We start from the raw sequence: 21,952 nt of genomic DNA, 5'->3' as shown, positions 1-21,952 counted from the left end.
CGCTAGGAAACAAACATGCTGATCCTAAAGCGCCGAACAGGCGAGAATCTAAGAATTGGAACGAATGTCTCGATCACAGTGCTGGAAGTGAAGGGAAATCAAGTAAAGATAGGCATCCGCGCCCCCAAATCCCTTCCCGTTCATCGTGAAGAGATCTATGTGCGCATAAAAAGGAACGAACAGTAGGCAATGGAAGGCGTTGAGGAAAGCTTCTCCATGGAAGGAGATCAACCTGAACTCTACTTTCTTTAGAGAAAAAACAACGACGTATTAATCCATGATTATCGTACTGACGCTGACTAAACGGCAAGCTCAGATCGCTAAGGGGCAATCCAACAGAGACTCAGGAGGTGCCAAAAAGAGTTTGACCAAATTTCTTCATTTCTATTCACGCCGAAGCCTGCCAACGCTTTCATACATCTTTGCAACTAACACTTTCTTATTTTTTTCCATAATGGAACTCTCTATGACAGTTCGGGCATAGTGCCACCGCATTAGTTATAGTGACTGAGCCATTGTCAGCTAATCGACGCAGATGATGGACCTCAAGAAACGGCTCCCCTTCAGCAGTAATGAAAGGAGCATCAGATCCACAACATTCACATTGACCAGAAGCCTCTTTTAAAACCCATGCCTTTACCTTTGAGCCTCTAAAATAACTCGAGGTTGTGCGCAGTCCACTTATCTAACCCTCCCTCCACCACACTAAAATCGAAACTTTCCAAACCAAGCTTACGAAAGCACAATATAGGGGCGCCTGTTAACTTTCTTGTCAGTTTCTAAAATTTGGCTTTTATGTCGATTCCAACAACGCTCAATATTATTAGTTATGCCTATATTTCCTTGCTTACAAATATCTTTATGATTATGCAATCTTATCCAGTAAACAGAATATTCTTCACTAATCATACATATACCCCCAAAATCATGCTATATAAACAAAAATGACATTAACTTCTACCTAAATTTTGAGTAATTACTTAGGGAGCGCCCAGCCAACAATCACGAAACCTAGATATAGTGTTGTTAAATACAAAACCATCATTAATATAAATGACCTTGTATAGACAATTTCTCTCCAGCCTATTTTACGCTCGTTCTCTGGATCTACTTCAGGCAATGAAAATTCTGGATGATAAATTTTCACAATTGGATGCACCACATGAATAAAAATATATACACTGATAAACCATGACAATCCAATAAAAAAAATTACAAATCCTAACTTAGGAAAAAAAGTCGCTGCTTTAACAGAAGGAATGCAAAACCTAACAATTCCCGCCAATAACATGTAATAGCCAATACTCTGAAGTAAATCCTTAGAAAGATCTTTATCTAAAAGTAATTTTTTCATGTGGCCTCCTATCATGCTTGATATCATGAGTATAAGACTGATGGTATGAAGACGTATGCCAACCAGCCTTCTAAAAAAAACAGGTATAAGCATCACTCTTTTATTAGGAACCTTCCCGTTTTCTCTGAACCTTTACTTCAGGAAGGTTGTTAAGATATTGAATTTTTTTATATCTAGCTGTCACAATAGGGTAGAGGATGTTTTCAAGCATACTTTTCAGCTTTTCTGCATTTTCTTTTGTAAGCTTTTTGATCGTCCCAGTATTACTAGCAAGGCAAACAATCCGCCCTTTATTATTTTCCAATGCATCAAAATATCCTTCAATATAACCTTCTAATGAATCCTTTTTTTCGTATAAGACCCTATCAGCCTCTGAATTATGATCATCCCAATCTAGCCTATAATATTTTCCATCTTTAAGAATCTCTATAATGGGAAGCTGCAATCTATTTGACATACTTGTCTCCAGTTCTTCTTATCACGCTCTAGAGTAACGTAAATAGATCTTTCATCCTATAGCTATGACTACGACAAAAATATAAACTACCGAGGCTATTAACTGAAAATTTACACCAAAGGGAATATTAGTTACTCAATGGAAGGCTGAGTTTCTTGATTAGAATACAACGAAAAAATATAAGTCAGTGCATGAATCGCTTTACTGAAAATTATTCAGTTAACAAGTACAAGCGTAAGTGGTATCCATTGAAGATACAAATATGGTGTAAGTTCAACAAGTTATAGGGCTAGTGTCCATACCTCCCAATCTAACCCTCCACGGTCGCTCCCGACCTGGAAAGCATTACTTACCAATCTCCCCCATCAAGGAATACCCACCCACTGCTTGAATATCAGCAAGAAGCATACAGATTGACCATGAATCACCAAACCAGTGAAAGCCCAGAATTGGGGCCATTGTTTCAACCACAGTACTGAAAGTGAATGGTAATTAAGTAAAGATTGACGTCCACACCCCAGATTCTTTCCCATATATCGTGAAGAGATTTATATACATACTAAATCGGGATGATAAATAGTCAATGAAAGCCGCTACGAAGGGACTATCAAAGAACAGAGGCTCACCTTGAGCCTCAACATATAACTTTCATGCTCCCATCTATCTAAAAGTGCTATCTAACAAAATCCTTCACACCTTTTTGAAGTCAAGTATTCAACAGTAGCCGGGGAATAAGAAGTAACTTTATAGGGAGCTAAAGTCCTAAAAATTAAATTAAAATAATTGATCACGTATTCAACAGTCACAATCCACTTTGGGACATCGCAATCAATCTACCATTTTCATATGTTGTCGTTATGTAAAGAAATGCCTCACTCCCCCAACCGTGCATTTCGGAGAATTGACCATTGTAATATACATCGCTTTTTTTACCTAAAATACGCTCCACTTCTTTGTAAGTCATCCCTTTTCTTAACATCTTAAATTGAGAGAGAGAAATATCCGGCTTAGACGATCTAATAGAATCAATTAAATTTGCTTTCTGATCATAAGTTATACTTACAGATCCACCTTTTGACTTAACTACAGGACTATTATCTCCTTGCGATATATACTTGTCGTAAACGCCAGGTGAAAAATACGTAATAATGGAAGATAAACTTCCGGCTAAAGTTATATAAAATAATACTTGTTTTTTTGTATAGCTGCTCATAACTGTCCTTACACTTAGTATCCATGGCCATGCCAATAAATTCTATATGCATCTTATGTAAAAATGAAATCTAACCAATAGCTTCATCCTTGGCACCCATAAAATAAAATCGCGAGCTGGACAGCAGAAACCAGACGGGGCATTAGTATTAAAACTAAAAAAATTATGTAAATTCAATAAGTTATATAGAAATACCAACTTGGGAAGAATAGAGCCCACCATGCCCTATTCTGTACCACCGCGGCCACTCCGGTTCGTAAAGAACCAATTACTAAACTACCCAACCGAGGAATGCGCATTCTCGGCTTGCGTATTAGCTGGAATCAAATAGGTTGACCATAAAGCACCGAACCTCGAAAGCCTTTAAAATGGAACAAATGTACTAGCAGCTGTACTGGAAGTGAAAAGCAGTCATCCATGCCCCAAAATCACTTTCAGCCCATCGTAAAGAGATCCACGTGCGTATCGAAAAATAGGCAATGGAAGGTATCGAGAGCAGATTCTTCAAGGAAGGAGCCTACAATACCCCTATCTTTTTCGAGACCACCCTCTATCAGATAGGGATATATCAAGTTCTGATAATAGTACTAACGTCTCCATCAGTCGGAGCTTGCTTTGTGGATTTTTCGTATGAAGATAGGAGCGTAGCAATCGTGCAAAATGTATACAAAGCTCTGCCTAGTTATACATTTTACTAATGCTCTTCAATAGAATATTGGCTGGCACCGTGGTTACCTATATTTGGGACGCTATTTTTAAATTGAAACAACTCTTCCCTAGAGCTCTTTTCCGCATACAAACTAACCGTAAACCTGTTTGCATACTCACATGAGCGAAGATCGACCTCCGTACCGGCTGCTATGCTAATACCTTGAGCCGTGACATCCTGACTCAAAACATAAACGGAGGGGGTGGAACAGAGCAGGTCATAACTTGGAGAATTTGCCCACCAACCCAGGAAAAAGCCCGTGGTGACCAGTGCCGTTGACATTAACAAACCTTTAAGAACTTTTTTCACGATCTATCTCGATTAAATATATAACTCTCACAGAGTGGCAAAGAGTCCAGAGATCATACTTCCTCCTGTTAAACATTGACATTCGCGAGACAATATCAAGGAAAAAAACTCTGGACACCCAGTACATAGAGTACCTAGCAGTGTAACAGTAGCCAGGCTAGAAAATTGGTACAGAAACTATATAAAAAGATGTAACTTCAAAAAGCTATAGTTAAGCACCGACTCAGGATGACTGGCAACCACACTTCGGTATTCTGCCCACGGCGATCGTTCCCCACCCGCAAACCACCCTTACCAAACTCCCCCAACAGGGATACCCGCTCACACCTTAAGCATCAGTAGGAAGCAAGCATACCTCTGAATTAAATGGATCAAGTATCTCTACCCTACCTGAAAATTCAGAAGAAAATATTACTAACACTTTTAAGCGGGTACAGATATCCTAAACTATTATTCGGCTTATAATCTATACTTCTTAACATGATCAGTTGTTAGACGGTAAATAGTATTTTACTTAAAAAGGCCAGATACCACATTCTGGCCTAAATGTATCTTGGGTGTATTATGTATGCATTTTCAATGTATCTAAAAGATCATCTTTAAAATCAATTTGCCCTAATGATTCAGCTGTAAAAATCAAAGCTAATGCTTGATCCACAAAAACATAAACTGCCCCATTAACTTCCTCTACCTGCTCAACCACTGCCCAACTATAGAAACTATGGCCATGTTGACAAGTTTCTTTAATACCCTCTGGAGTAATCTCATACTCTTTAGAGCCTAATATTATTCCATCTTTATTTGGTGTAAAGCACTCGCCTATTTTTACAGCCAACAACCTACTAAGAGCAACATAAAAAAGAAACGCAAGTGATATAACCATAACTAATATGAACGGACTCAGCTCAATTTTCCCAGCCTTAAACTGAACACAAGACATAAAAATTAAACCGATAGCCAACCAAACAACTAAGATTTTAAGAATCGATATCCATGTATGAGATTTCAAACGACTACATACCACATAGTCACAAAAATTATTATGGTCAGCTTTAGAGGTTACTACTTTAAGTTTCAAACGAATCTCCACAATCTACATCATATATAAAGGCCAATCTACCTTAAGCCCAAGCGTAAATTCTTTGGACACACAGCGAAAGCTAATCACATCACTATACTTCTACTCCCTGAGGCGCTTTTCTGCCTTAATAAATCTTCTGAACGTATATACCATTACGGCAATATAAAGGGCAATTACTATCGCCATAGCAGAAATATCATAGACATTTATTACCCAGCTTTCTGGGTGTTGATCTCCTTGCACCAATAGCGTAGTAGTTAGAAATGACACCAACAGCAGCAGTATAAATACAGCAGTTATCAATAGAAGTTTGCATGCCAGGAGTATAAACCTCTTCATAAAATAAAAACCTAGGTTAGGTAATTGAGGGCAGATGCAACCTGTACCTATATTTATCTAAATAATTAGCTCAATACGTCTTCCCTGCATAAGGGAGGCCTTAACTACTGTAACCTTTTTACTTTATGTCCTGACCTTTAGACTGAGGTTAAAGTGGGGCCCTTATTCTCCCACTCGTCAATCATTCTTTCGGTCAGCGCCCTCAAACGTTCCATGTACAGAATATCTTCTTGAAGCTCTTCAGCTTCTTCACCATCACATTCGTTAATATTAACATCACACAATTTTTCTTCATAGCAAGCAAGGGCTTCTCGTATGTAGTTCAAATCTTTGTAGTTATAAGACATCACTTAACTCTCATATATTTTTTTAAGGCGGCAAGCTTTTCAAAATACTCAGAAACAGGTATGTCGATTTCCGCTTCAATCGAGTAGTGGGTATTGCCTTCTGCATCGGGAAACATATCTTTTGCAATAAACAATCCTGATTCCAATCTCGCATCTTTGGTAATTATCCACCAAGCATCCTTTCCCTCTCTAAATGGAACTTTGCTACTGATACCATCAAAAAGTGATACCCCACCCGATTTAGCCAAAATATACGGCTCTGAAGAGCCTGGCATCCGATAGGATACGATATCGTTTCGTTTGGGCCTCTCTTCGCCCGCTCTCTTGTTTTTCACCATCATTGGCCGATGGTCCTCACGATACCTAACCTTATCGATCTGCGGATTATCAAGCTTTCCTTTCCTAAGCACCACATCCACATCAAATCTCTTCATATAGACTTGATTGGCAAGTTTGTGGATTTTGCGTGCCCTAGGCATCATCCCGTGTAAAGCCCAAAACGTTTAGATTTGTTTACTCACTCCATAAGTTTCAATCCGATGTTGGTAAGCGATATTACTTCAATACTTAACGACGAGCCACAGCCTGCCGCAAACCCGATCCCCTTTGCCATTAGAGCCATAGCGAATCCAATTAGTTAACTCAGTAGCTTGTAGCGGCTCCCCAACTTCCCAGTACCTAATTCCCGTCTTTTACTGATCCACGTCCACAACCCCAAACCGACAAAAATCTACAAGCTGGGACATACGTCTCAGCAATAGTGCTAGAAGTAATAGGAAATTAAGTAAAGATAGGCATCCAAGCCCCCAGGTGAGAGATCTATGTCTATATCTAAAGCGAACGAAAATTAGGCTATAGGGGTTGTCCAGGTCAGGCTTCCCAAGGAAGAAGGCCCTACCCCTCTCTGTAGAAGTTAAACTTTATTTGGCAACGAGATACATATCTCCACGCCCTGCTCCAGCCTTTTCTTGAGTAAACTGTACAAAATGTACATAAAGTAAGTTGTTCCAAAAAGGCCCGAAGAGCCGTAGCATACTACTTGTGCTTGTTAGGCACCGGGCTCACCAGAAAGAAGGAAGTACGCTGTGGAGGCTAATCCAGCTACTAACAACCAAAATGAAATACTGACAATCACCACCAGAAACCCATTTGGCTCTCTCCCTTTCTTTGTGAAAGGTTTACAAATTAGATTGCCAGGGAAATGGAACATGACCTCGACAATGATTGTAAATATAGTCTCAACAATAAATCGACCGAGAAATCTAAATACACCGCCTATTACTTCTTCCTCTAATTCTCTCTCCGAACCCAGGATTTTTGACGCCTAAAGCACTTACAGCAAAATCAAATCGAAGCAACGGTTTTTACACCCTATGCCTTTTCGTTTTAAATGTGAGCTCAATCCGAACCTCCTGAGTCAGAAAATTCGTTGCTACAATTGGATTCTACTAGGGATGAATCACTTCTATTTATAGAAATCACAACAGAATCAATTTCTTTCCTGGCCTCGATTGAGCTAAGACTTACGCCAGATTCTGTACAATATTTATCAAACTGCTTTTTATCTGACCACATGTATATTGCGTACATTTTATACTTAGTCAGTTTGGGATAGTGGTTTTGAACACTATTAGCTACCTCAGAGGCTAAATACTTTCTCTTATTCCCCCAATCATTTGATAATTTACGCCTTAAATCCCTTTTGAAGATCCGTATGGCCTTGCGTTTACTTGACAATTTTAAAAACCACACGATCGGGTACCTTTACCGATTAATTCAAAAGCTACATCTGTATATCATGCTTCTCTCTAATTCTAAAGCTCATATATCCTACAACACAAAAAAAATACAGAGAGTCAAGAAACCACCTTTAACTGATAAGCATGTCAAATAAAGATATAGAGCAACCTTTTATATTCTTGTACTTTCTTTGCTCTGTATTTTTTTAGAAATACTTTATGAGTCAATGAGTTATTGCTTATCTTCAAGAAATAAGAAAAGCTGTTTTTCAATTCTGATATACAGAACAATGCAAAACCATCTTACTTGCCTATTTTGGGAGAATTAGATAAAAAGTCATTCCTCCCCTGCACCCACCGCCCCCCCCAAAAAAAGTCACTTAGTACCCTGTTAAGGAACACCCTCTCGGATTGAGTATCAGTAGAAAGCAATGAGGTTACCCACAAGTAACGAACCGGCAAAAACCTAAAAATTGTTACGGATTCATCACTCACAGTGTTGAAGTAAATGGAAAATAAGTAAAGATATGCCTTCTACCCCAAACCCCTTGTCATCTATCGAGGAGACATCTACGTGCGCATCAAACATGAACAAAAAGTAGGACTAGAGAGCCCTGCTGTAGTATCTATTTGATAGATGGTACATAACTGTAAGAGTTTCTATCTCTTGGGCAAAGTATGGGCTACCTCATTCATTGCTTTAAAGGTTGAACCATGCAGAAAACTATTACGATTATTGGCGCCACAGGCCATTTAGGCCGTCAGGTAGCACGAAAACTGGTCGCTAAAGGTGTCCAGGTAACTGCGCTCGTAAGGGATGCGGCTAGCGCTCGCACTATCCTTCCAGAGAGTATCCAGCTTGTCGAAGCAGATGTCTCGGATAAAGAGAGCCTGGTGTCTGCACTAGTTGGTACCAAAACACTTTATATCACCCTGAATACCACGTCACTCGACCCGACTTTACCCTTTCATAGTGAGCGTGAAGGTGTGATTAATATCGTGGAGGCTGCAAAGATCAATGGTGTGCAACACATCATGCAAATTGCTGGTATTGATTATCTCCACCCAGAGTTTGCGGACAAGGGGCTTGAGTACAAGACCAATGTAATCCGTAAGCCAGGGATAGAGGCCATTAAAAGTTCGGGCATTGATTTCACATTCTTCTTCTGCTCGTTCTTCCTGGACTCTTTCCCCACATTTATAGAGAACGGTCAATTTTCTATCATCGGCGATCATGTCCACCCTATCTACTACACCAATACAACAGATCTGGCAGAGATGATCGGTAATGCTATCGGGAATGAGATGGCCTACAACCAGAGTTTTTCAGTTCAGGGTACTGAGGGGATGTCTTTACCAGAGGCGGCCAGAACGTTTGTAGAGGCATATTCTCCGGGAACAGAAATTGCCGTTCACCCTATCGCGGCCATTGCTGAAATGGGACTGCCCGAGGAGCAGGCAGTATTTATGGAACATATGCTGACTTACGTAGAACAGCTAAAGGAGCAACCAGTGAGTCAAAAAACTTGGCAGGTGTTAGGTAAGCCAGATACAACTATCACAGATTTTGCCCGAGATCTGTCAAACGCTTCATAGCGACTGATCCTTGTTCAGTATTGCGTCCTCTGTGCTCAGCCGCTTCATCAAGTCAGTGGCTGCGGGACCCAGTGGACGCTTACTGGACCAGATAATATCTACACCGTGTGACAGCTCTTTCTCCTGCTCAAATACCAGAGGGAGCTGTATCAGTCTTTTTACCGCTATTCCCTTGGCAACCACGTGTAAAGGTAATACTGCCCAGCCCAAATTGGCCTCGACAAGGTCAAGCGCATCATCGACCCGTGACACACTCCACACGTCTGGAGACACCAGCCAGCGAGTTTGGCTGGATATCTCAAACTCCTGCAATAAGATTTGTCGGTATTGTTTCAGGTCTTCCCAGGTAACTTCATCGAGTCTCGCAATCGGGTGATCCACGCAGGCGATGCCTGTGAGCTTCAGATGGCCTAGGGCTCTGAAATCGTACCCAGTGGGCACATCTTCTTGCTGCGTAATAATCCCGAGTTGGGCCACATCCCGTTCGACCCAGGTCTGTACATCCTGAACACTTCCCGCTCTGAGCGTAATTTGAACATTTGGATATTTGGTCTGAAACTCTTGAAAGAGTCCACCCAGGTTTTTAATTCGCACATGCTGGGCAATAGCTAACGTCAACCGGGCCTCGACATCCAGAGACAACCCCTGTGCGATCGCCATCAAACGCTCGCGTTGCTCGATAAGACTCCGTGCGCGTTCCAGCAGTGACTCACCAGCGTCCGTCAATCGCGGGTATCGTTGACTTCGATCAAATAATTTGACTCCCAAGTCAACCTCCAGATTCGATACCAGTGAGCTGATTACCGACTGTGCCTTTCCACATTTACGTGCAGCCGCTGAGAACGAGCCAGCCTGCTCGGTTGCTACAAATGCTTCCAGTTGCTCAATAGAAACTGCCACGCGCCCAAACTATCTGTTTAAGGTATAGTATCTAACTTATCCCACCTAAAATAACTATATATCATTCAGGCATATTTTCTCAACCAGAGTGAGTATGGCTGATGACTAAATCATTGAAGAATCGTTTATTCCATGCGGTTTCCTACGAGTTTTTTCTGCTGCTGACAGGTGGCTTACTGGTGGTGCCAGTGTTTGATCTGGAGGTACACCAATCGCTAGTACTTGCGGCTGGACTATCACTGTTTGCGCTGGTCTGGAATATGGTTTTCAATCACGCCTTTGACTGGTACTTATTGAATATACGTAAAAACCCGGAGAAGACATTTATCGTTAGAGCCATGCATGCGTTATTGTTTGAAGGGGGTATGTTGGTACTGACGTTGCCAGTAATCGCCTGGGGCTTTAATCTGACTATCCTAGAAGCATTTATGCTTGAGATAGTCATGGTGATTTATATCGTGATATATACCTATGTATTCAACTATTGCTTCGATAAGCTGCATAGCTCATTTCAAGTTACTGAACACAAACGTTAAAGGTCTTCTCCACTTTCTATTTTAGATGAAATGCAGGACCAATTAAGATACACATCGCCGGAATCACCCGATGGGGGCAGAGATACATGCTTTTACTATGTGCTTAGCTCAATACCGATACATCTTAAATTTGTTAGCAGTTCTTTATATTGATCGGACTTGGAAGATAAGTATTGTAACTTACGATGCCTTTTAACTTCCCAATCACCAATGACAGAGTCAATTTTTGTACCGGATGCCGATGGTTCAGCATCGAAACCAAACTCAAATCCACAGCTAAATATTTGAAAATAACCAATACCACCCTCTAACTAAGCAGGAGCCCCCCAACTCAAGGCTACCACATATTGGATAATGCCAAGATCCATTAACTCTTTAACAAACTTTCTGGCTATATGCTTATTAATGGTTTTGAAGATGCCAGGGAAAGCACATCAAGTAAGATGCGTGCCTACTAAAACTAGGCATATCGATTGGATATGACCTCTTTTTAAGTGGAGTGGTTCAGGGTTGATCTGACAGTTAACAGAAACTCTGGATACTCACCTAATGTAGCAGGCACAGGACTGATACTTATTCAAACAGATTGATTTAGGACTTGTGATAATTTTAAGTTGAATGGTAAGGCTTCCGAGTTGATAGCAACTGGATTCTATCACTAACAGTTTTTGGGTTTTATCGACTGGAGTTCCGCCCATACGGGGTGATAGGAATTTTGTGGAGAAACAATAAAGTACCAACGAAGCTCATCAGTTTTTTCACAGTTAACTTGATTCCCTTTAAAGTAGAGGGTCTGCTCTTTTTTGGTTACAAATGGCTCAATCCACTTTATCTGACCAGTATACTTGCCATCATCCCACTCAATTGTAATAGCCGGCTCATATTCTTTGCCTTGAGTGACGGCCTTGTACAACCCCCTATAGTAGGAGGCTATAAAATCCTGGATTTCGACCTTCCCAAAAACTTGGTTCTTCTCTGGCTTGTGAGTCCATGAAAAAGCATAACTAAAGAAGTCCGCTTTTTCTTGTTTATACATGCCAGGCAAAAACACAAGCTCTTCAACACCATTCAAGGTGATATCCGAAGCAAATTCGATCGGGAAAGGAATCACTTCAGTCTTTGAATTCTTTGGGAATTCGGAATAAGTGCTAAGCCCTTCAGCAAAAAGCAAAGGGGAAAAGAGGAGCGTAACACAAGCAACCAATCGAATCAGAATACCATCAATCCTTAGATAATTATCCATTTAATCTTACTTTCCTTTAATTCCATACCGAAGCAAAAACACGCAACCAGTTTTTACCAATTATTTTTTCTACCACTCGATCAGGAATTCCTTTTTGGCTTAACCTATAGGCAATAAGCTCCATCCGCATCTCGGAGTTCAGTTCAGGAATAAACGGTGGACGATTTGGTGTTTCTCCGGGCGCGGAAATTCCAGCCGCAATACGACGCTCAACTTCCTTACGGATACTTTCTCGATACTCAGGGCCATCATTGACCGGTACTACGCCTTGGTCACTACCTATTGCAATATGATCTTCACCACATACTTTATAGGCATGCAGTATATGTTCTATCACCACATCGGCCTTTATTTCATGCTCCCCACCCTCCAAAAATGGCATTAAATAGATTCCAACCAAGCCACCGGTGTCTGCTGCAGCTTTTAATTCAGTATCGTCATTATTCCTAGGGTGATCATAAATTGCGTTGCAGCCAGTATGAGAGATCACAATCGGTCTTTTTGATTGACTGATTGCACTGGACACTGTCTTCTTTCCAGAATGCGAGAGGTCGATCAAAACCTTCTCCGCCTCCATGATCTCTATGGCTTTCTTGCCAAAGGAAGTTATCCCTGAATCTTCCTTTACAAGACCGCCGCTGCCAAGGATAGAGGGCCCATTGTAGGATACCTGCATTATCTTGACGCCCATTTTGGCGAATTCTGAAATGCCTGAAAGTGACTCATCAAACATTTCAGTTGATTGGAAACCCATTATGATACCGAGCTTACTCTCCTGCTTCGCTTTCAGGATATCTGATGCAGAATGAATTAAGTTCAAGTAGTTTGAGTTCTGCTCGATGATAGATTTGGTTTTTTCAACCTTCTTTAAAGTCTCTGTGTAGTCATCACCTGGATAGGGGACTGTCATATTCAAGGCACTAATCCCCGAGTTCTTGAATATTCCCAGGACTTCTTCAGAGATTGGCTCCCTGAGCGAGAATGCTCCGCTGAGGCCATCAATTACAATCGATGAACCGTATTGGTTCCACGTTGATTTTCCTGCATCAACTCCAGAAAAGGCATTTAATATACCCGAGTTAATAGCCAAGTATGAACCAACACTACCTGATACTAGAGATTTAATCAGTGCTCTTCTATTTATATCGTTCATAAGTCCCCCACTCCAGAATTAATCAGCGCTTCGTGAAGCTATACACTCCACCTCAGCTTTGGCATCAAGTGCCAGGCCGCTCGCTGCAAAAGCACTCCTCGCAGGTTTCTTTCCGTTGAAGTACTGGAGGTAGACTTCGTTCGCCGCTGGCCAGTCATCAATATCAGCAAGCATCAAAGTACACTTAACCACATCGTCAAAATCCAGGTTTTTGCTTTCAAGAACTTGGCCAATATTCTTCATTGTTTGATGCATCTGAGCTTCCAGACTTTCACCTGCCAAGGTTAATGTTGAAGGGTAATTACCGATCTGCCCAGAAAACCAAATGGTTCCATTCACTTCACGTGAAGAAGAGAAAGGCAACTGTGGATCGTCGCCAATAAAAATAAAACGACCATTCTTAACCACATGAGCTATCGACTGGCTATTTTCGATTTTCTTTTCGGGACTTTCTGAAAGTACAACAATATTTGCTTTCTTTCCCTCTTCAATACTACCGACAGAACCTTCTATCCCTATCACTTTCGCAGCATTTATAGTTGCAGCTTGAATTGCCTCGAGAGGTGTCATACCAATTTCATCTACGAGCAGCTTAAGCTCATGATGAATCATCGGTGTAGTGTCATTTTCAAGGTCACTAAATGCATCCGTGCCAGCAGCAATAGTAATGCCGTTTTGATAGGCAAATTGTGTCATTTGTGTACTGAGCTGATCAAGTTGCCTGTACTTTTCGTTTAAGGTATTCCTTCTTTCAAATACTGTAAGCGTCGCATCTAAAATAGTACCTTTCTCTTTCATTGCATCAAAAAGGTCTAAATAGCTATCCTTTTGCAGCATTTTTTCCCAGGTTGGATCATCGAACTCAGCAGTTTTTCTGCGCCACGCTTTGAAGTTATCAACTAGCTGAGCAGACATATCTGAGGCATGTGAAATAGTCTCAACACCAGCATTGACAACATCCAAAGGTTTGGAGGGCCCTATATATGCATGCGACCAGACTTTTAAACCATGTTTCTTGGCTGCACTTGCGAGTAATGGCACCGTCTCGGCCTCAACATCAGCATATATCTTGATGCCTGTTGCACCAGCGCCTATGGCCTGGAGCATTATTGAATCCATATCAGAATTTTGATCTACCGCTCTCATCCATGTTGTGTGGCCTGGAGTACGCCCTTTAGCTGAGGCAATGGTTCTCGGGTCCGAGAAGAAGGATTCTCCACCTATAATGACTGAAAAGTAGATGTCTGGCGAAGCGATGGAGTCGACCTCTGCTTGACGTTTTAAGTAGGCCAATGCTCGTGCATCACCGCCCATATCTCTCACAGATGTGACACCACCACGAAGCAGGTATCGAAGTCGCTCAGTAGTGATAGACAAATTATCCCAGCTATCCGGATCTGTCGCATAGTGGACATGCGCATCTATCAGGCCAGGGATTACAAACTTCCCTTTTAAATCGACAACACTGGCCCCCCTCACCTTGGAGAGCTTTTTCGTTGAAGAAATTCTCTTGATCTTATCGCCTTCGATAAGAATCGACTGGTTTTCATCAACTTTAAGCGCATTAACGTCCACTATATTGGCGTTAATGAGCAAAACTTGCTCTAGCTTTCCATCCTCTGCTGATACAACGCCGCTGGTAGCAATGTGTAGAACCGCCAGAATAAAAATTTGTTTTATTTTCATGTACTTATCTAATGTGAGACCGTGGGACTTTTAATCTACTAGCAAAATTTTGCGTCATTTAGGATACACTTTAAATGTAATTTAGGTTTATAGTGTATAAACTATTTGTTTATTATGTTTGTCTGTATACTCCAGCTAATGCCCACCGTAAGAAGAGAAGCGGATTAGCCATCAGGGGAGTCAATGAACAAGTTACACGCCCTTGAGGCATACTGTTTAGTGTGCGAAAAGCAAAACTTTGCAGCTACTGCTCGCGAGCTCGGCATTTCAGCAGCAATGGTCGGTAAGTACATTAAGCAGTTAGAAGAGGAGCTAGGTTGCCTATTGGTGATGCGCAATACACGCAAAGTATCCATAACCGAAGCGGGCGAAAATTACTATAAACAGGTTTCACCAATACTAAAAAAACTCCACTCCGTCGACCAGGCAATGTCAGAATACAATCAAGAGCCTAGAGGCAGACTATCGATATCGACCAGTATAGAGCTAGGCAGTCAATATTTTTCAGGATTGATTGCCAATTACCGTAATCTATACCCTCAGGTATTCTTGGATTTTCATCTCAGCAATGACCCACTCGATTTACTCGACAATAAAATTGATCTCGTTTTTAGAATCGCACCAGAATTGCCAGACTCTAGCTATATCGTCCAATCTATCGCAAAAACTAAGCTAGCACTCTGGGCAAGTGACTCTTACATAGAGAAGAATGGGCTCCCTGAAAGCATAGAGTCATTAAAGAAGCATCAATTACTCTTCTTTAACCACAGTATTCGAGGGGATCATTGGCTATTTCAAGACAAAAAAGAAACAAAAAAAATCAAACTTCCCTGGGCCTGGCAATCTAACAATGGGAGACTATTAAATGAGGCAGCTGCTGAAGGACAAGGAATAATCCAAGCCCCTTATTACTCTGTCAAATCTTATGTCGACTCTGGCCAGCTCACTGAGATTCTACCTAGATTCACAATAAAGCCACTAACTATTTTTGCGCTCTACCCTCATCGCTGCGAACTTTCCCTGAAGGTTAAAACCTTTATCGATGTGGCTAAGAGCTATTTTGAGCAAAATCATTCCGAGCAGTTCTGATTCAATGGATGTATTTAAACGCACTTTCTCAAATTTAGGCCCTGGTATTATTTGGGCTGCAAGCAGCATTGGCGTATCTCATATCGTGCAGTCTACTCGCGCAGGTGCAGATTACGCTTTCGCTTTGATTGGTTTTATTTTCCTGGCTCATTTAGTCAAATACCCTTTTTTCAAAATCGGACCAGAGTACACTGCTGTCACCGGTGAGAGTTTATTGGAAGGCTATAAAAAACACAGTCGACTTGGTTTTTATAGTTATATGGCTCTCACATTTCTAACAATGTTCTTTGTTCAAGCTGCGGTTACGATCGTCACAGCCGCTTTAGCCCTCAATTTATTTGGCGATATCTTAAATGTTTCAGAGTGGTCTGCCATCATTTTGGTCATTACATGTGCAATATTGATTGCTGGCCAATTTAAATGGCTGAATGAAAGCTTAAAGTGGATGGTCCTCATTCTGGCTATTGCCAGCTTGATCACTCTCATTGCCGCAATAAGTCAATATGGGCTTCTTCCCTCTAAATCCTATTTAACAGCTGATATAGCACCAGCTGTGAGCATCGCATTTGTTGTCGCCTTAGTCGGCTGGATGCCAACTTCAATTGAAGTTTCTGTTTGGCACTCTATTTGGTCGGAGCGAAGGATAAAGGAGAGACCGGATAGAGGCTTTGCCAAGAAATCTCTCGTATTTGACTTTAAGGTTGGTTATTTCACCAGCTTGATATTAGCTATTGTATTTGTATGGCTAGGCGCATTAGTAATGTTTGGGAAAGATATTGAACTATCTCAATCTGCAGGCATATTTGCTGGTCAGCTAATCAATATTTATACCGAATCTCTAGGTGACTGGAGCCATTTAACAATCAGTATTATCTGCTTTATTGCGCTTTTCTCAACTACCTTTGCAGTCTCCGATGGGTTTCCTCAAGTTTGGCGAAGTGCCTTGAGATCATCGAATAGTATTGAGATTCCCGAAAATAGAGTCTACGTATCCACTCTTATTATACTAAGCCTCATAAGCTGGTTTATTATTTCTCTATTTGCCAACCAGCTAAAGAACTTGATCGACTTTGTAACTACTCTATCTTTCGTTTGTGCTCCAATCTTTGCTTTACTCAACATTCTTGTTATGAACGGGAAATGGGTACCAAGAGAACATCACTTAAAGGGATGGTACTTAGTTTACACTTATGCCTGCCTGTGCCTAATGATAGGTTTTAGCTTTTACTTTATCTATTGGCGTTTCTTGAGTAACTAACTATTCCTTTGCAATATCAGCCGACTTGAAAAGTCTATAGATAATAAGCTCAGGGATAAGCGCAACATATAAGGTCATCTAAGCGTTAAACATCAATCCCTCTTCATCTTAAGCTTTTCTAACACTTCACTGATACAAGCTGCAGTCAGGGGAATCAGCTTGCCTCATGAATACCGCCCCTCATGTTCAGGGGTACTTATGAATTCTTCTGTAAAGCTTATAAAAATAGTTTCAGTTAGAAACTAAATTTTCACCTTGAGTTAAGCGATCTAAGCAGTCGGCATTAGACCCATCAAGGATGTTGCTTGGGTTGCCATTTCTATCTCTGTAAAACTGAGCTCCTCAGAGGATAAATGGCTCATCATAAGCCAGCCCCTTTCAACATAAACGACTCTGAAAGGGATCTCCGCTGATCATTCTTTAGTCATTACGTGCTCTTAGGTTGGCTTGAACTCCACTGATATAGCTTTCAATCATCACTTATTCCACGCCAAAACTATCCTAACCGAGTTCCTCTAAACGCTCCTGAAGCACCAAACTGTCATAGGAAAAGTACAAATGCATATCCCAAAATCCAGTTAATTGCTTTATTGAAAATGAACTCCCTGCTCTATTCTTTGCGGCACAGTAGGATAAATCATCTGCCTGCAGGTGCAAGGCAGCATCAAGGACAGAGTAATCAGAAAACTCCATGGCTATAAGTAGTTCGACCAACTGAATACCGTCTTCCAGGAAGTTCTGATCAGCCCTGGAATACTGAGAGTAGAGTTCCCTATTATCGATGCAGCCGAAGCATCCGTCGCCATAGGGTGCCGTGCGTGCCATCCTCGATCGAGAAGACCACCGCTTGAAGGTAGCTATCAACCCCTGCTCCGATCACGAAGTGGTATAGAATGTAAGTGGTCGGTAGAAAATATTTGGCATGGCACTCTAGTAATCTGTTGGAATAGTTATAAATACTGGTTCTTTTTCTCGTATATATGAGAAGGTAAGGCCATTCTTTGCTCCATATCTCCTTGGCACGAATACAGTACTATCAATACAAATATGGTTCCCAAAGATTGATGGCCCCTCAATAGCTTGATGTCCAATGAAAACCCAATCTATATCTGAAATATAATAAGTTGATGACTTTAAAATTGAACGACTCCACGTAGCATATTCAATAGAGTTCCTGTCCTCCTTCTCAAGCTCCGCTCTAAATTGATTCCAAGAAGTACTAGTAGGTACACCTGAATGAACGACTCCGACTCCCTTACTTCCATTATCAATTTCGATAGCCCAATACATTTTTTCAATTAGAGAAGCACATAGATCTAGATCTTTTTCGCTGAGCTTTCTAGACCACAAATTCTCAGTTGACTTCTCTATACTCCCAAACTTTGCATAGTGATATAAGCTTCTCTCATGGTTTCCTACAGCGCCATAAAACCATTCATTTTCGATCAATTTTAGGCAGGACAAACTATCTGGGCCTTTATCTACTAGGTCTCCAACTGAGATTACTCTATCCTTTGTTGGATCAAAGGATAGTTGTTCTAATCCTTTTTCAAACAATTGAAAATATCCATGAATATCACCTACAAAAATATCTCTACCACTTATATTGTTAGATAGAGTTAGCGTTTTCTTACTTAATGAGAGACTATTTTCATACATAGCTTGATATAGTTTGTAAATTTTAACGCATGGCTTTGGGATTATATGAAGCATGTAGTAATGGTGTGACTAACAGTCACCTACTACATTCTTGTATATTTCCGCTTCTATTTCTTCGTTAATTTGAGAAAGTGGCAGTATCAGGGCTTTTAGCCTATCAGTGAATAGATAAAGATTATACTTATCTTTCTCAGCAGACTGTATACACTGCCAAGTAAAGGTAGATGAACATAAGCTATTGGATTCAGTAATTCCTGAATCGGATATTTCAAACTCCCACTCACCAAGAACGCTGCCTTTTTCATCTATCGCAACCGAAATATAAAGATACATATATATCTGCTGCCAAATGTTAACAAGAATAAACCAGATCCCAAATGCTACAAGCGCTCGGTTAAGGTGCTCATAATTATTCCAAGCATCATGTTCATATACTGAATATATCTCCATACCAAAGAATACAAGGAGGAACCAATATAAGAAATTAAATAGGGTTAACTTCCATTTCATTTTTGGTGCTACATGGATTTTAGCTATAGCAAATTTATTGAAACGACGAAAATCATTCTTGTCTAAGGTAATCGCGAACTTCATGCTTTCCATAAAATTAAAAGATAATCCAATACAACATCTATATATCACGTTTCTCTATAGTTCCAAAGCCCGTTACCCCAAACAGTCAGAGAGAAGGCCTGGATACCTACCCAAACAGGGAAAGTTGAAATAGTCAACTCAATTGATACTTAAAATCGGCTTGTGAGCTATAATCAACTCCAAGGCGTGATTCCTAAGTTTTTAGGGGACTAGTAGCAACATTTTGCCCCACTCCCTTAACTAGCTTCCTCACCAGGGAACGCCGTTCACAACTTGATCCAAAAGCTAGGAACTGGCGAAAGCCTAAGAGTCAGGACGAACGTATCAATTACAGCACAAGAAGTGAAGATAGGCATTCACGCCCAATAGTCCTTTCTCGTCTATCGTGAGAAAATCTATATACGCTTCATAAGCCAGTTATGGAGGGATTTGAGATACATGCCCTCCATGAAAAGAGCCTCCAGCCTCCGCCACCCTCAAGGTGAATACTATCGCAAACCCAAAGCACTTTTTCTTTTAGATGGAAGCAATTTAGTCCCAACGGGATAAAAGAGCACTCCCCTTGAATTGAAAAAATCACAAAATGACACCGTGGAGGGGCCTAGTCACTTGTTAAATTCCATTTTGTCCATGCTCGCTATACTTCTCAAGCCAGCCATCCTCAGAATAGAGTTCACCACTCAAACCATCTGACTGATTGGCTGCAATTTGGCCATTTACTGCAATGCTAATACCTTCTTTCTCTTCTTCGATAGCAAATAGGAAACCATGAATTCCAGAATTTACACATTCTGTAAGTAGCTTTCTTATTACTATTTTTTGTTCTTCAGTGAACTCACTAAGCTTTGATATTAGCTCCTTTAGCTCTGGAGATTTGAGATTTCCTGCCTCTAAGTCAAGATATCGATTTAATGATCTATCCCATAACTCTTGAGAGATAATCTTTCCAAATTTTTCTAAATTATTCATAAATCTCTTAAAGACATTCCACTCTCTTCTAAACAGCACTCAGAACCTGTACTGGCAATCTCAGTCGAGAACGTAGCTTTTTGGGCCGACAAAGATTTAAGCAAGTCGGCAACACAAGCTATCGATAACTCGCTATTAATAAAATCAAGCAGGCAATAAAAATAGGGAAGAATAGCAAACCAAAAATTGCCGAACACCTGAAATTTTCTATCCTTTGCTCATCCATTGCTTCAATTTCTTCGCTGCTGAAATCAGTACCGCAAATATAGCAATCAAATCTACGCTCCTCGTGTGCAGCTCGACAGTGAGGGCAACTCGCAGTCCGTTTTTTATACAGCCATTGGACTTGATCCAGTAAATGAAACATAAGCTGAATCCCAGTATTTAAACACTATAAGTGATAGCAGTTTGTTCAATAGCACAATCTAAATATCACACTTTCCCATAACTTAAAAGTTAGTCAGCCCGATGGCTCCCAGAAGTTAGCAAATAGAGGGATCCCAAGTCTCTTGCAGCTTGGTATTTACTTTTTCCTATTCTGCGCCCCGTACCCCATTCCTCCATCAAACTTAACTCATCAGTCTTTCCCATTCGGGAATACTCACCTACGCTCAAATTTCAGTAGGAAACAAATAGCTTGATCCCAAAGAGCACTACCGGCGCACGTCTAACAGTTTGAGAGCATGCCTCAGTCAAGACAATAGAGATGAAAAGAAGTCACGTTAGGCATTGGCATCCCCAAACCCCTCCGCGGCCAAAGAAAAGAGATCTATGTCCATATCAGAAACGACCAAATATTAGACAATTGGACGTTAAAGGCAAGTTCCCCAAGAGAGGAGGCCCTAGCCAAACCCTCTCTGGTGAAATTAAACTCTGCTTGGCAACAAGATACGATTACTGTACAAAAACTGCACAGTCTTGTCGGTCATGCATTAATGCTTACTCAGATATTACTTTTGTATAATCTGGAGCATCGATTGAACTAGGTTTGATGTTAATTCCTTTGATTAACAGCCATAGGCCAAATGTGATTTCAAAAAACGCGCCTGGAAGCATGAAGTGTTTCAATATTTGGGGCGGCTCGAGTAACAAAATATTTGAAAAACCATAAACCACCATCGACATATACGTGAAAGCCCCCCAAAGAACTAACCACCTAGGCACGTAATTTGAAACGTAAAATAAGTACATGAAAATAGTCGCGCCTATGCCCATTATAATTAAAAGAATATCCCACATCGAACCACTCATATTCACAAATATACTCGCTAACGCATGTAGCTGCTCTTCTTGAAATACATTCGAATATTCCTGGTTTCTTAAAACTACTATAACCGTCAATGTAATAATTGTTGCTACAAAGCCAAGAAGCCCTTCTCCAAACCTGAAAAGCAATGCCAAAAAAGCAACATTTTTGTTAATTGTTTTTGTAACCAAATACTGCGCCCAAGATGCCCAAATAACGGCGATAAACATAACTATATCTATAATCTGAGCGAACCTGAACCTCACCTCTGTCTCAGCAAAAGCCCCAAAATCATATATTCCTTTCTTGACAAGTAATGAATTGAGCATCCCTAAAACGATATAAATTAAGTATGCGGCACCTAAGTGCTTCGCATATAAGCTAAGTGATGATTGTGTATTATCCATCAGTAATTATCCTTTGGCTCTCGCATACGACGAAAGTCCTAATCTTTATTTCAGGTGCGAAGCAGGCG

Annotated in this window: 23 protein-coding genes; 5 read left to right on the top strand and 18 right to left on the bottom strand. The window is 40.8% G+C overall.

What is annotated here, in order from left to right; translation table 11 throughout:
• Window positions 1-15: 15 nt before the first annotated feature.
• A complete protein-coding gene (gene csrA / locus ACJJI1_RS18095; protein ID WP_444957509.1) occupies window positions 16-186 on the top strand; it encodes a carbon storage regulator CsrA in 171 nt (56 codons plus the stop codon).
• A gap of 253 nt (window positions 187-439) precedes the next feature.
• Here the strand turns inward: csrA and ACJJI1_RS18090 are convergent, their stop codons facing one another.
• From ACJJI1_RS18090 to ACJJI1_RS23030, 9 genes are all read right to left on the bottom strand, one after another.
• Complete coding sequence (locus ACJJI1_RS18090) at window positions 440-574, bottom strand: HNH endonuclease (protein ID WP_444959398.1); 135 nt, start codon at window positions 572-574, stop codon at window positions 440-442.
• Window positions 575-976: 402 nt separating this feature from the next.
• Window positions 977-1,354: a hypothetical protein gene (locus ACJJI1_RS18085; protein ID WP_444957508.1), complete on the bottom strand. Its 378-nt coding sequence runs from the start codon at window positions 1,352-1,354 to the stop codon at window positions 977-979.
• 103 nt (window positions 1,355-1,457) lie between these two features.
• The gene (locus tag ACJJI1_RS18080; protein ID WP_444885174.1) at window positions 1,458-1,811 is read right to left on the bottom strand and encodes a hypothetical protein; all 354 of its coding nucleotides are present in this window, start codon (window positions 1,809-1,811) and stop codon (window positions 1,458-1,460) included.
• Window positions 1,812-2,613: 802 nt separating this feature from the next.
• Window positions 2,614-3,024 carry a hypothetical protein gene (locus ACJJI1_RS18075; RefSeq protein WP_444957507.1) on the bottom strand — a complete coding sequence of 137 codons (411 nt, stop codon included), beginning with the start codon at window positions 3,022-3,024 and terminating at the stop codon, window positions 2,614-2,616.
• Window positions 3,025-3,718: 694 nt separating this feature from the next.
• Entirely contained in the window at window positions 3,719-4,042 is a 324-nt protein-coding gene (locus tag ACJJI1_RS18070; RefSeq protein WP_444957506.1) for a hypothetical protein, read from the bottom strand.
• Between the two features lie 562 nt (window positions 4,043-4,604).
• Entirely contained in the window at window positions 4,605-5,120 is a 516-nt protein-coding gene (locus ACJJI1_RS18065; protein WP_444957505.1) for a hypothetical protein, read from the bottom strand.
• A gap of 479 nt (window positions 5,121-5,599) precedes the next feature.
• Entirely contained in the window at window positions 5,600-5,809 is a 210-nt protein-coding gene (locus tag ACJJI1_RS18060; RefSeq protein WP_444957504.1) for a hypothetical protein, read from the bottom strand.
• The gene (locus tag ACJJI1_RS18055; protein ID WP_444957503.1) at window positions 5,809-6,291 is read right to left on the bottom strand and encodes a hypothetical protein; all 483 of its coding nucleotides are present in this window, start codon (window positions 6,289-6,291) and stop codon (window positions 5,809-5,811) included. The genes ACJJI1_RS18060 and ACJJI1_RS18055 overlap by 1 nt, the downstream gene beginning before the upstream one ends.
• 916 nt (window positions 6,292-7,207) lie before the next feature.
• On the bottom strand, window positions 7,208-7,561 hold the full coding sequence (locus ACJJI1_RS23030) for a DUF6559 family protein (RefSeq protein ID WP_507019907.1): 354 nt from the start codon (window positions 7,559-7,561) through the stop codon (window positions 7,208-7,210).
• Between the two features lie 701 nt (window positions 7,562-8,262).
• Between ACJJI1_RS23030 and ACJJI1_RS18050 the strand changes: the two genes are divergently transcribed.
• Window positions 8,263-9,144 (top strand): SDR family oxidoreductase, encoded by an 882-nt coding sequence (locus ACJJI1_RS18050; protein WP_444957502.1) that lies wholly within the window; start codon window positions 8,263-8,265, stop codon window positions 9,142-9,144.
• On the opposite strand, the gene ACJJI1_RS18045 is transcribed toward ACJJI1_RS18050, so the two are convergent.
• Window positions 9,139-10,044, bottom strand: coding sequence for a LysR family transcriptional regulator (locus ACJJI1_RS18045; RefSeq protein ID WP_444957501.1), 906 nt, complete (start codon window positions 10,042-10,044; stop codon window positions 9,139-9,141). The two genes, ACJJI1_RS18050 and ACJJI1_RS18045, sit on opposite strands and share 6 nt — an antisense overlap.
• A 101-nt stretch (window positions 10,045-10,145) precedes the next feature.
• Between ACJJI1_RS18045 and ACJJI1_RS18040 the strand changes: the two genes are divergently transcribed.
• The gene (locus tag ACJJI1_RS18040) at window positions 10,146-10,580 is read left to right on the top strand and encodes a PACE efflux transporter (protein ID WP_444957500.1); all 435 of its coding nucleotides are present in this window, start codon (window positions 10,146-10,148) and stop codon (window positions 10,578-10,580) included.
• Between the two features lie 658 nt (window positions 10,581-11,238).
• Here the strand turns inward: ACJJI1_RS18040 and ACJJI1_RS18035 are convergent.
• Genes ACJJI1_RS18035 through ACJJI1_RS18025 form a run of 3 tightly spaced genes read right to left on the bottom strand, consistent with a single transcriptional unit; the run spans window position 11,239 to window position 14,662 of the window.
• Window positions 11,239-11,823, bottom strand: a complete 585-nt coding sequence (locus ACJJI1_RS18035) for a hypothetical protein (RefSeq protein WP_444957499.1) — start codon at window positions 11,821-11,823, stop codon at window positions 11,239-11,241.
• 16 nt (window positions 11,824-11,839) lie between these two features.
• Window positions 11,840-12,976: a dipeptidase gene (locus ACJJI1_RS18030; RefSeq protein ID WP_444957498.1), complete on the bottom strand. Its 1,137-nt coding sequence runs from the start codon at window positions 12,974-12,976 to the stop codon at window positions 11,840-11,842.
• Window positions 12,977-12,994: 18 nt separating this feature from the next.
• Window positions 12,995-14,662: an amidohydrolase family protein gene (locus tag ACJJI1_RS18025; RefSeq protein ID WP_444957497.1), complete on the bottom strand. Its 1,668-nt coding sequence runs from the start codon at window positions 14,660-14,662 to the stop codon at window positions 12,995-12,997.
• A 183-nt stretch (window positions 14,663-14,845) separates the two neighbouring features.
• Between ACJJI1_RS18025 and ACJJI1_RS18020 the strand changes: the two genes are divergently transcribed.
• A complete protein-coding gene (locus tag ACJJI1_RS18020) occupies window positions 14,846-15,751 on the top strand; it encodes a LysR family transcriptional regulator (RefSeq protein ID WP_444957496.1) in 906 nt (301 codons plus the stop codon).
• On the top strand, window positions 15,723-17,009 hold the full coding sequence (locus ACJJI1_RS18015) for an NRAMP family divalent metal transporter (protein WP_444957495.1): 1,287 nt from the start codon (window positions 15,723-15,725) through the stop codon (window positions 17,007-17,009). The genes ACJJI1_RS18020 and ACJJI1_RS18015 overlap by 29 nt, the downstream gene beginning before the upstream one ends.
• Before the next feature lie 501 nt (window positions 17,010-17,510).
• Here the strand turns inward: ACJJI1_RS18015 and ACJJI1_RS18010 are convergent.
• The 5 genes from ACJJI1_RS18010 to ACJJI1_RS17990 all read right to left on the bottom strand — a co-directional run bounded on the left by ACJJI1_RS18010 (window position 17,511) and on the right by ACJJI1_RS17990 (window position 21,884).
• Entirely contained in the window at window positions 17,511-17,834 is a 324-nt protein-coding gene (locus ACJJI1_RS18010) for a hypothetical protein (protein ID WP_444957494.1), read from the bottom strand.
• Between the two features lie 105 nt (window positions 17,835-17,939).
• Window positions 17,940-18,566, bottom strand: coding sequence for a metallophosphoesterase (locus ACJJI1_RS18005; protein WP_444957493.1), 627 nt, complete (start codon window positions 18,564-18,566; stop codon window positions 17,940-17,942).
• Between the two features lie 171 nt (window positions 18,567-18,737).
• The gene (locus tag ACJJI1_RS18000) at window positions 18,738-19,262 is read right to left on the bottom strand and encodes a YcxB family protein (protein WP_413665571.1); all 525 of its coding nucleotides are present in this window, start codon (window positions 19,260-19,262) and stop codon (window positions 18,738-18,740) included.
• A gap of 612 nt (window positions 19,263-19,874) precedes the next feature.
• A complete protein-coding gene (locus ACJJI1_RS17995) occupies window positions 19,875-20,231 on the bottom strand; it encodes a hypothetical protein (RefSeq protein ID WP_444905459.1) in 357 nt (118 codons plus the stop codon).
• A 939-nt stretch (window positions 20,232-21,170) separates the two neighbouring features.
• The gene (locus tag ACJJI1_RS17990; protein WP_444957492.1) at window positions 21,171-21,884 is read right to left on the bottom strand and encodes a DUF4386 domain-containing protein; all 714 of its coding nucleotides are present in this window, start codon (window positions 21,882-21,884) and stop codon (window positions 21,171-21,173) included.
• Window positions 21,885-21,952 lie beyond the last annotated feature (68 nt).

The sequence above is a fragment of the Microbulbifer maximicatervae (SeqCode) genome (assembly GCF_052467065.1).
This window is presented reverse-complemented; position numbering and strand designations above follow the sequence as displayed.

What these genes read in the sequence shown, in the direction of transcription:
- csrA (WP_444957509.1), top strand. Translation starts at nt 16, where the DNA reads ATGCTGATCCTAAAGCGCCGAACAGGCGAGAATCTAAGAATTGGAACG.
- ACJJI1_RS18085 (WP_444957508.1), bottom strand. Translation starts at nt 1,354, where the DNA reads ATGAAAAAATTACTTTTAGATAAAGATCTTTCTAAGGATTTACTTCAG.
- ACJJI1_RS18080 (WP_444885174.1), bottom strand. Translation starts at nt 1,811, where the DNA reads ATGTCAAATAGATTGCAGCTTCCCATTATAGAGATTCTTAAAGATGGA.
- ACJJI1_RS18075 (WP_444957507.1), bottom strand. Translation starts at nt 3,024, where the DNA reads ATGAGCAGCTATACAAAAAAACAAGTATTATTTTATATAACTTTAGCC.
- ACJJI1_RS18060 (WP_444957504.1), bottom strand. Translation starts at nt 5,809, where the DNA reads ATGTCTTATAACTACAAAGATTTGAACTACATACGAGAAGCCCTTGCT.
- ACJJI1_RS18055 (WP_444957503.1), bottom strand. Translation starts at nt 6,291, where the DNA reads ATGATGCCTAGGGCACGCAAAATCCACAAACTTGCCAATCAAGTCTAT.
- ACJJI1_RS18050 (WP_444957502.1), top strand. Translation starts at nt 8,263, where the DNA reads ATGCAGAAAACTATTACGATTATTGGCGCCACAGGCCATTTAGGCCGT.
- ACJJI1_RS18040 (WP_444957500.1), top strand. Translation starts at nt 10,146, where the DNA reads ATGACTAAATCATTGAAGAATCGTTTATTCCATGCGGTTTCCTACGAG.
- ACJJI1_RS18035 (WP_444957499.1), bottom strand. Translation starts at nt 11,823, where the DNA reads ATGGATAATTATCTAAGGATTGATGGTATTCTGATTCGATTGGTTGCT.
- ACJJI1_RS18030 (WP_444957498.1), bottom strand. Translation starts at nt 12,976, where the DNA reads ATGAACGATATAAATAGAAGAGCACTGATTAAATCTCTAGTATCAGGT.
- ACJJI1_RS18025 (WP_444957497.1), bottom strand. Translation starts at nt 14,662, where the DNA reads ATGAAAATAAAACAAATTTTTATTCTGGCGGTTCTACACATTGCTACC.
- ACJJI1_RS18020 (WP_444957496.1), top strand. Translation starts at nt 14,846, where the DNA reads ATGAACAAGTTACACGCCCTTGAGGCATACTGTTTAGTGTGCGAAAAG.
- ACJJI1_RS18010 (WP_444957494.1), bottom strand. Translation starts at nt 17,834, where the DNA reads ATGGCACGCACGGCACCCTATGGCGACGGATGCTTCGGCTGCATCGAT.
- ACJJI1_RS18000 (WP_413665571.1), bottom strand. Translation starts at nt 19,262, where the DNA reads ATGAAGTTCGCGATTACCTTAGACAAGAATGATTTTCGTCGTTTCAAT.
- ACJJI1_RS17995 (WP_444905459.1), bottom strand. Translation starts at nt 20,231, where the DNA reads ATGAATAATTTAGAAAAATTTGGAAAGATTATCTCTCAAGAGTTATGG.
- ACJJI1_RS17990 (WP_444957492.1), bottom strand. Translation starts at nt 21,884, where the DNA reads ATGGATAATACACAATCATCACTTAGCTTATATGCGAAGCACTTAGGT.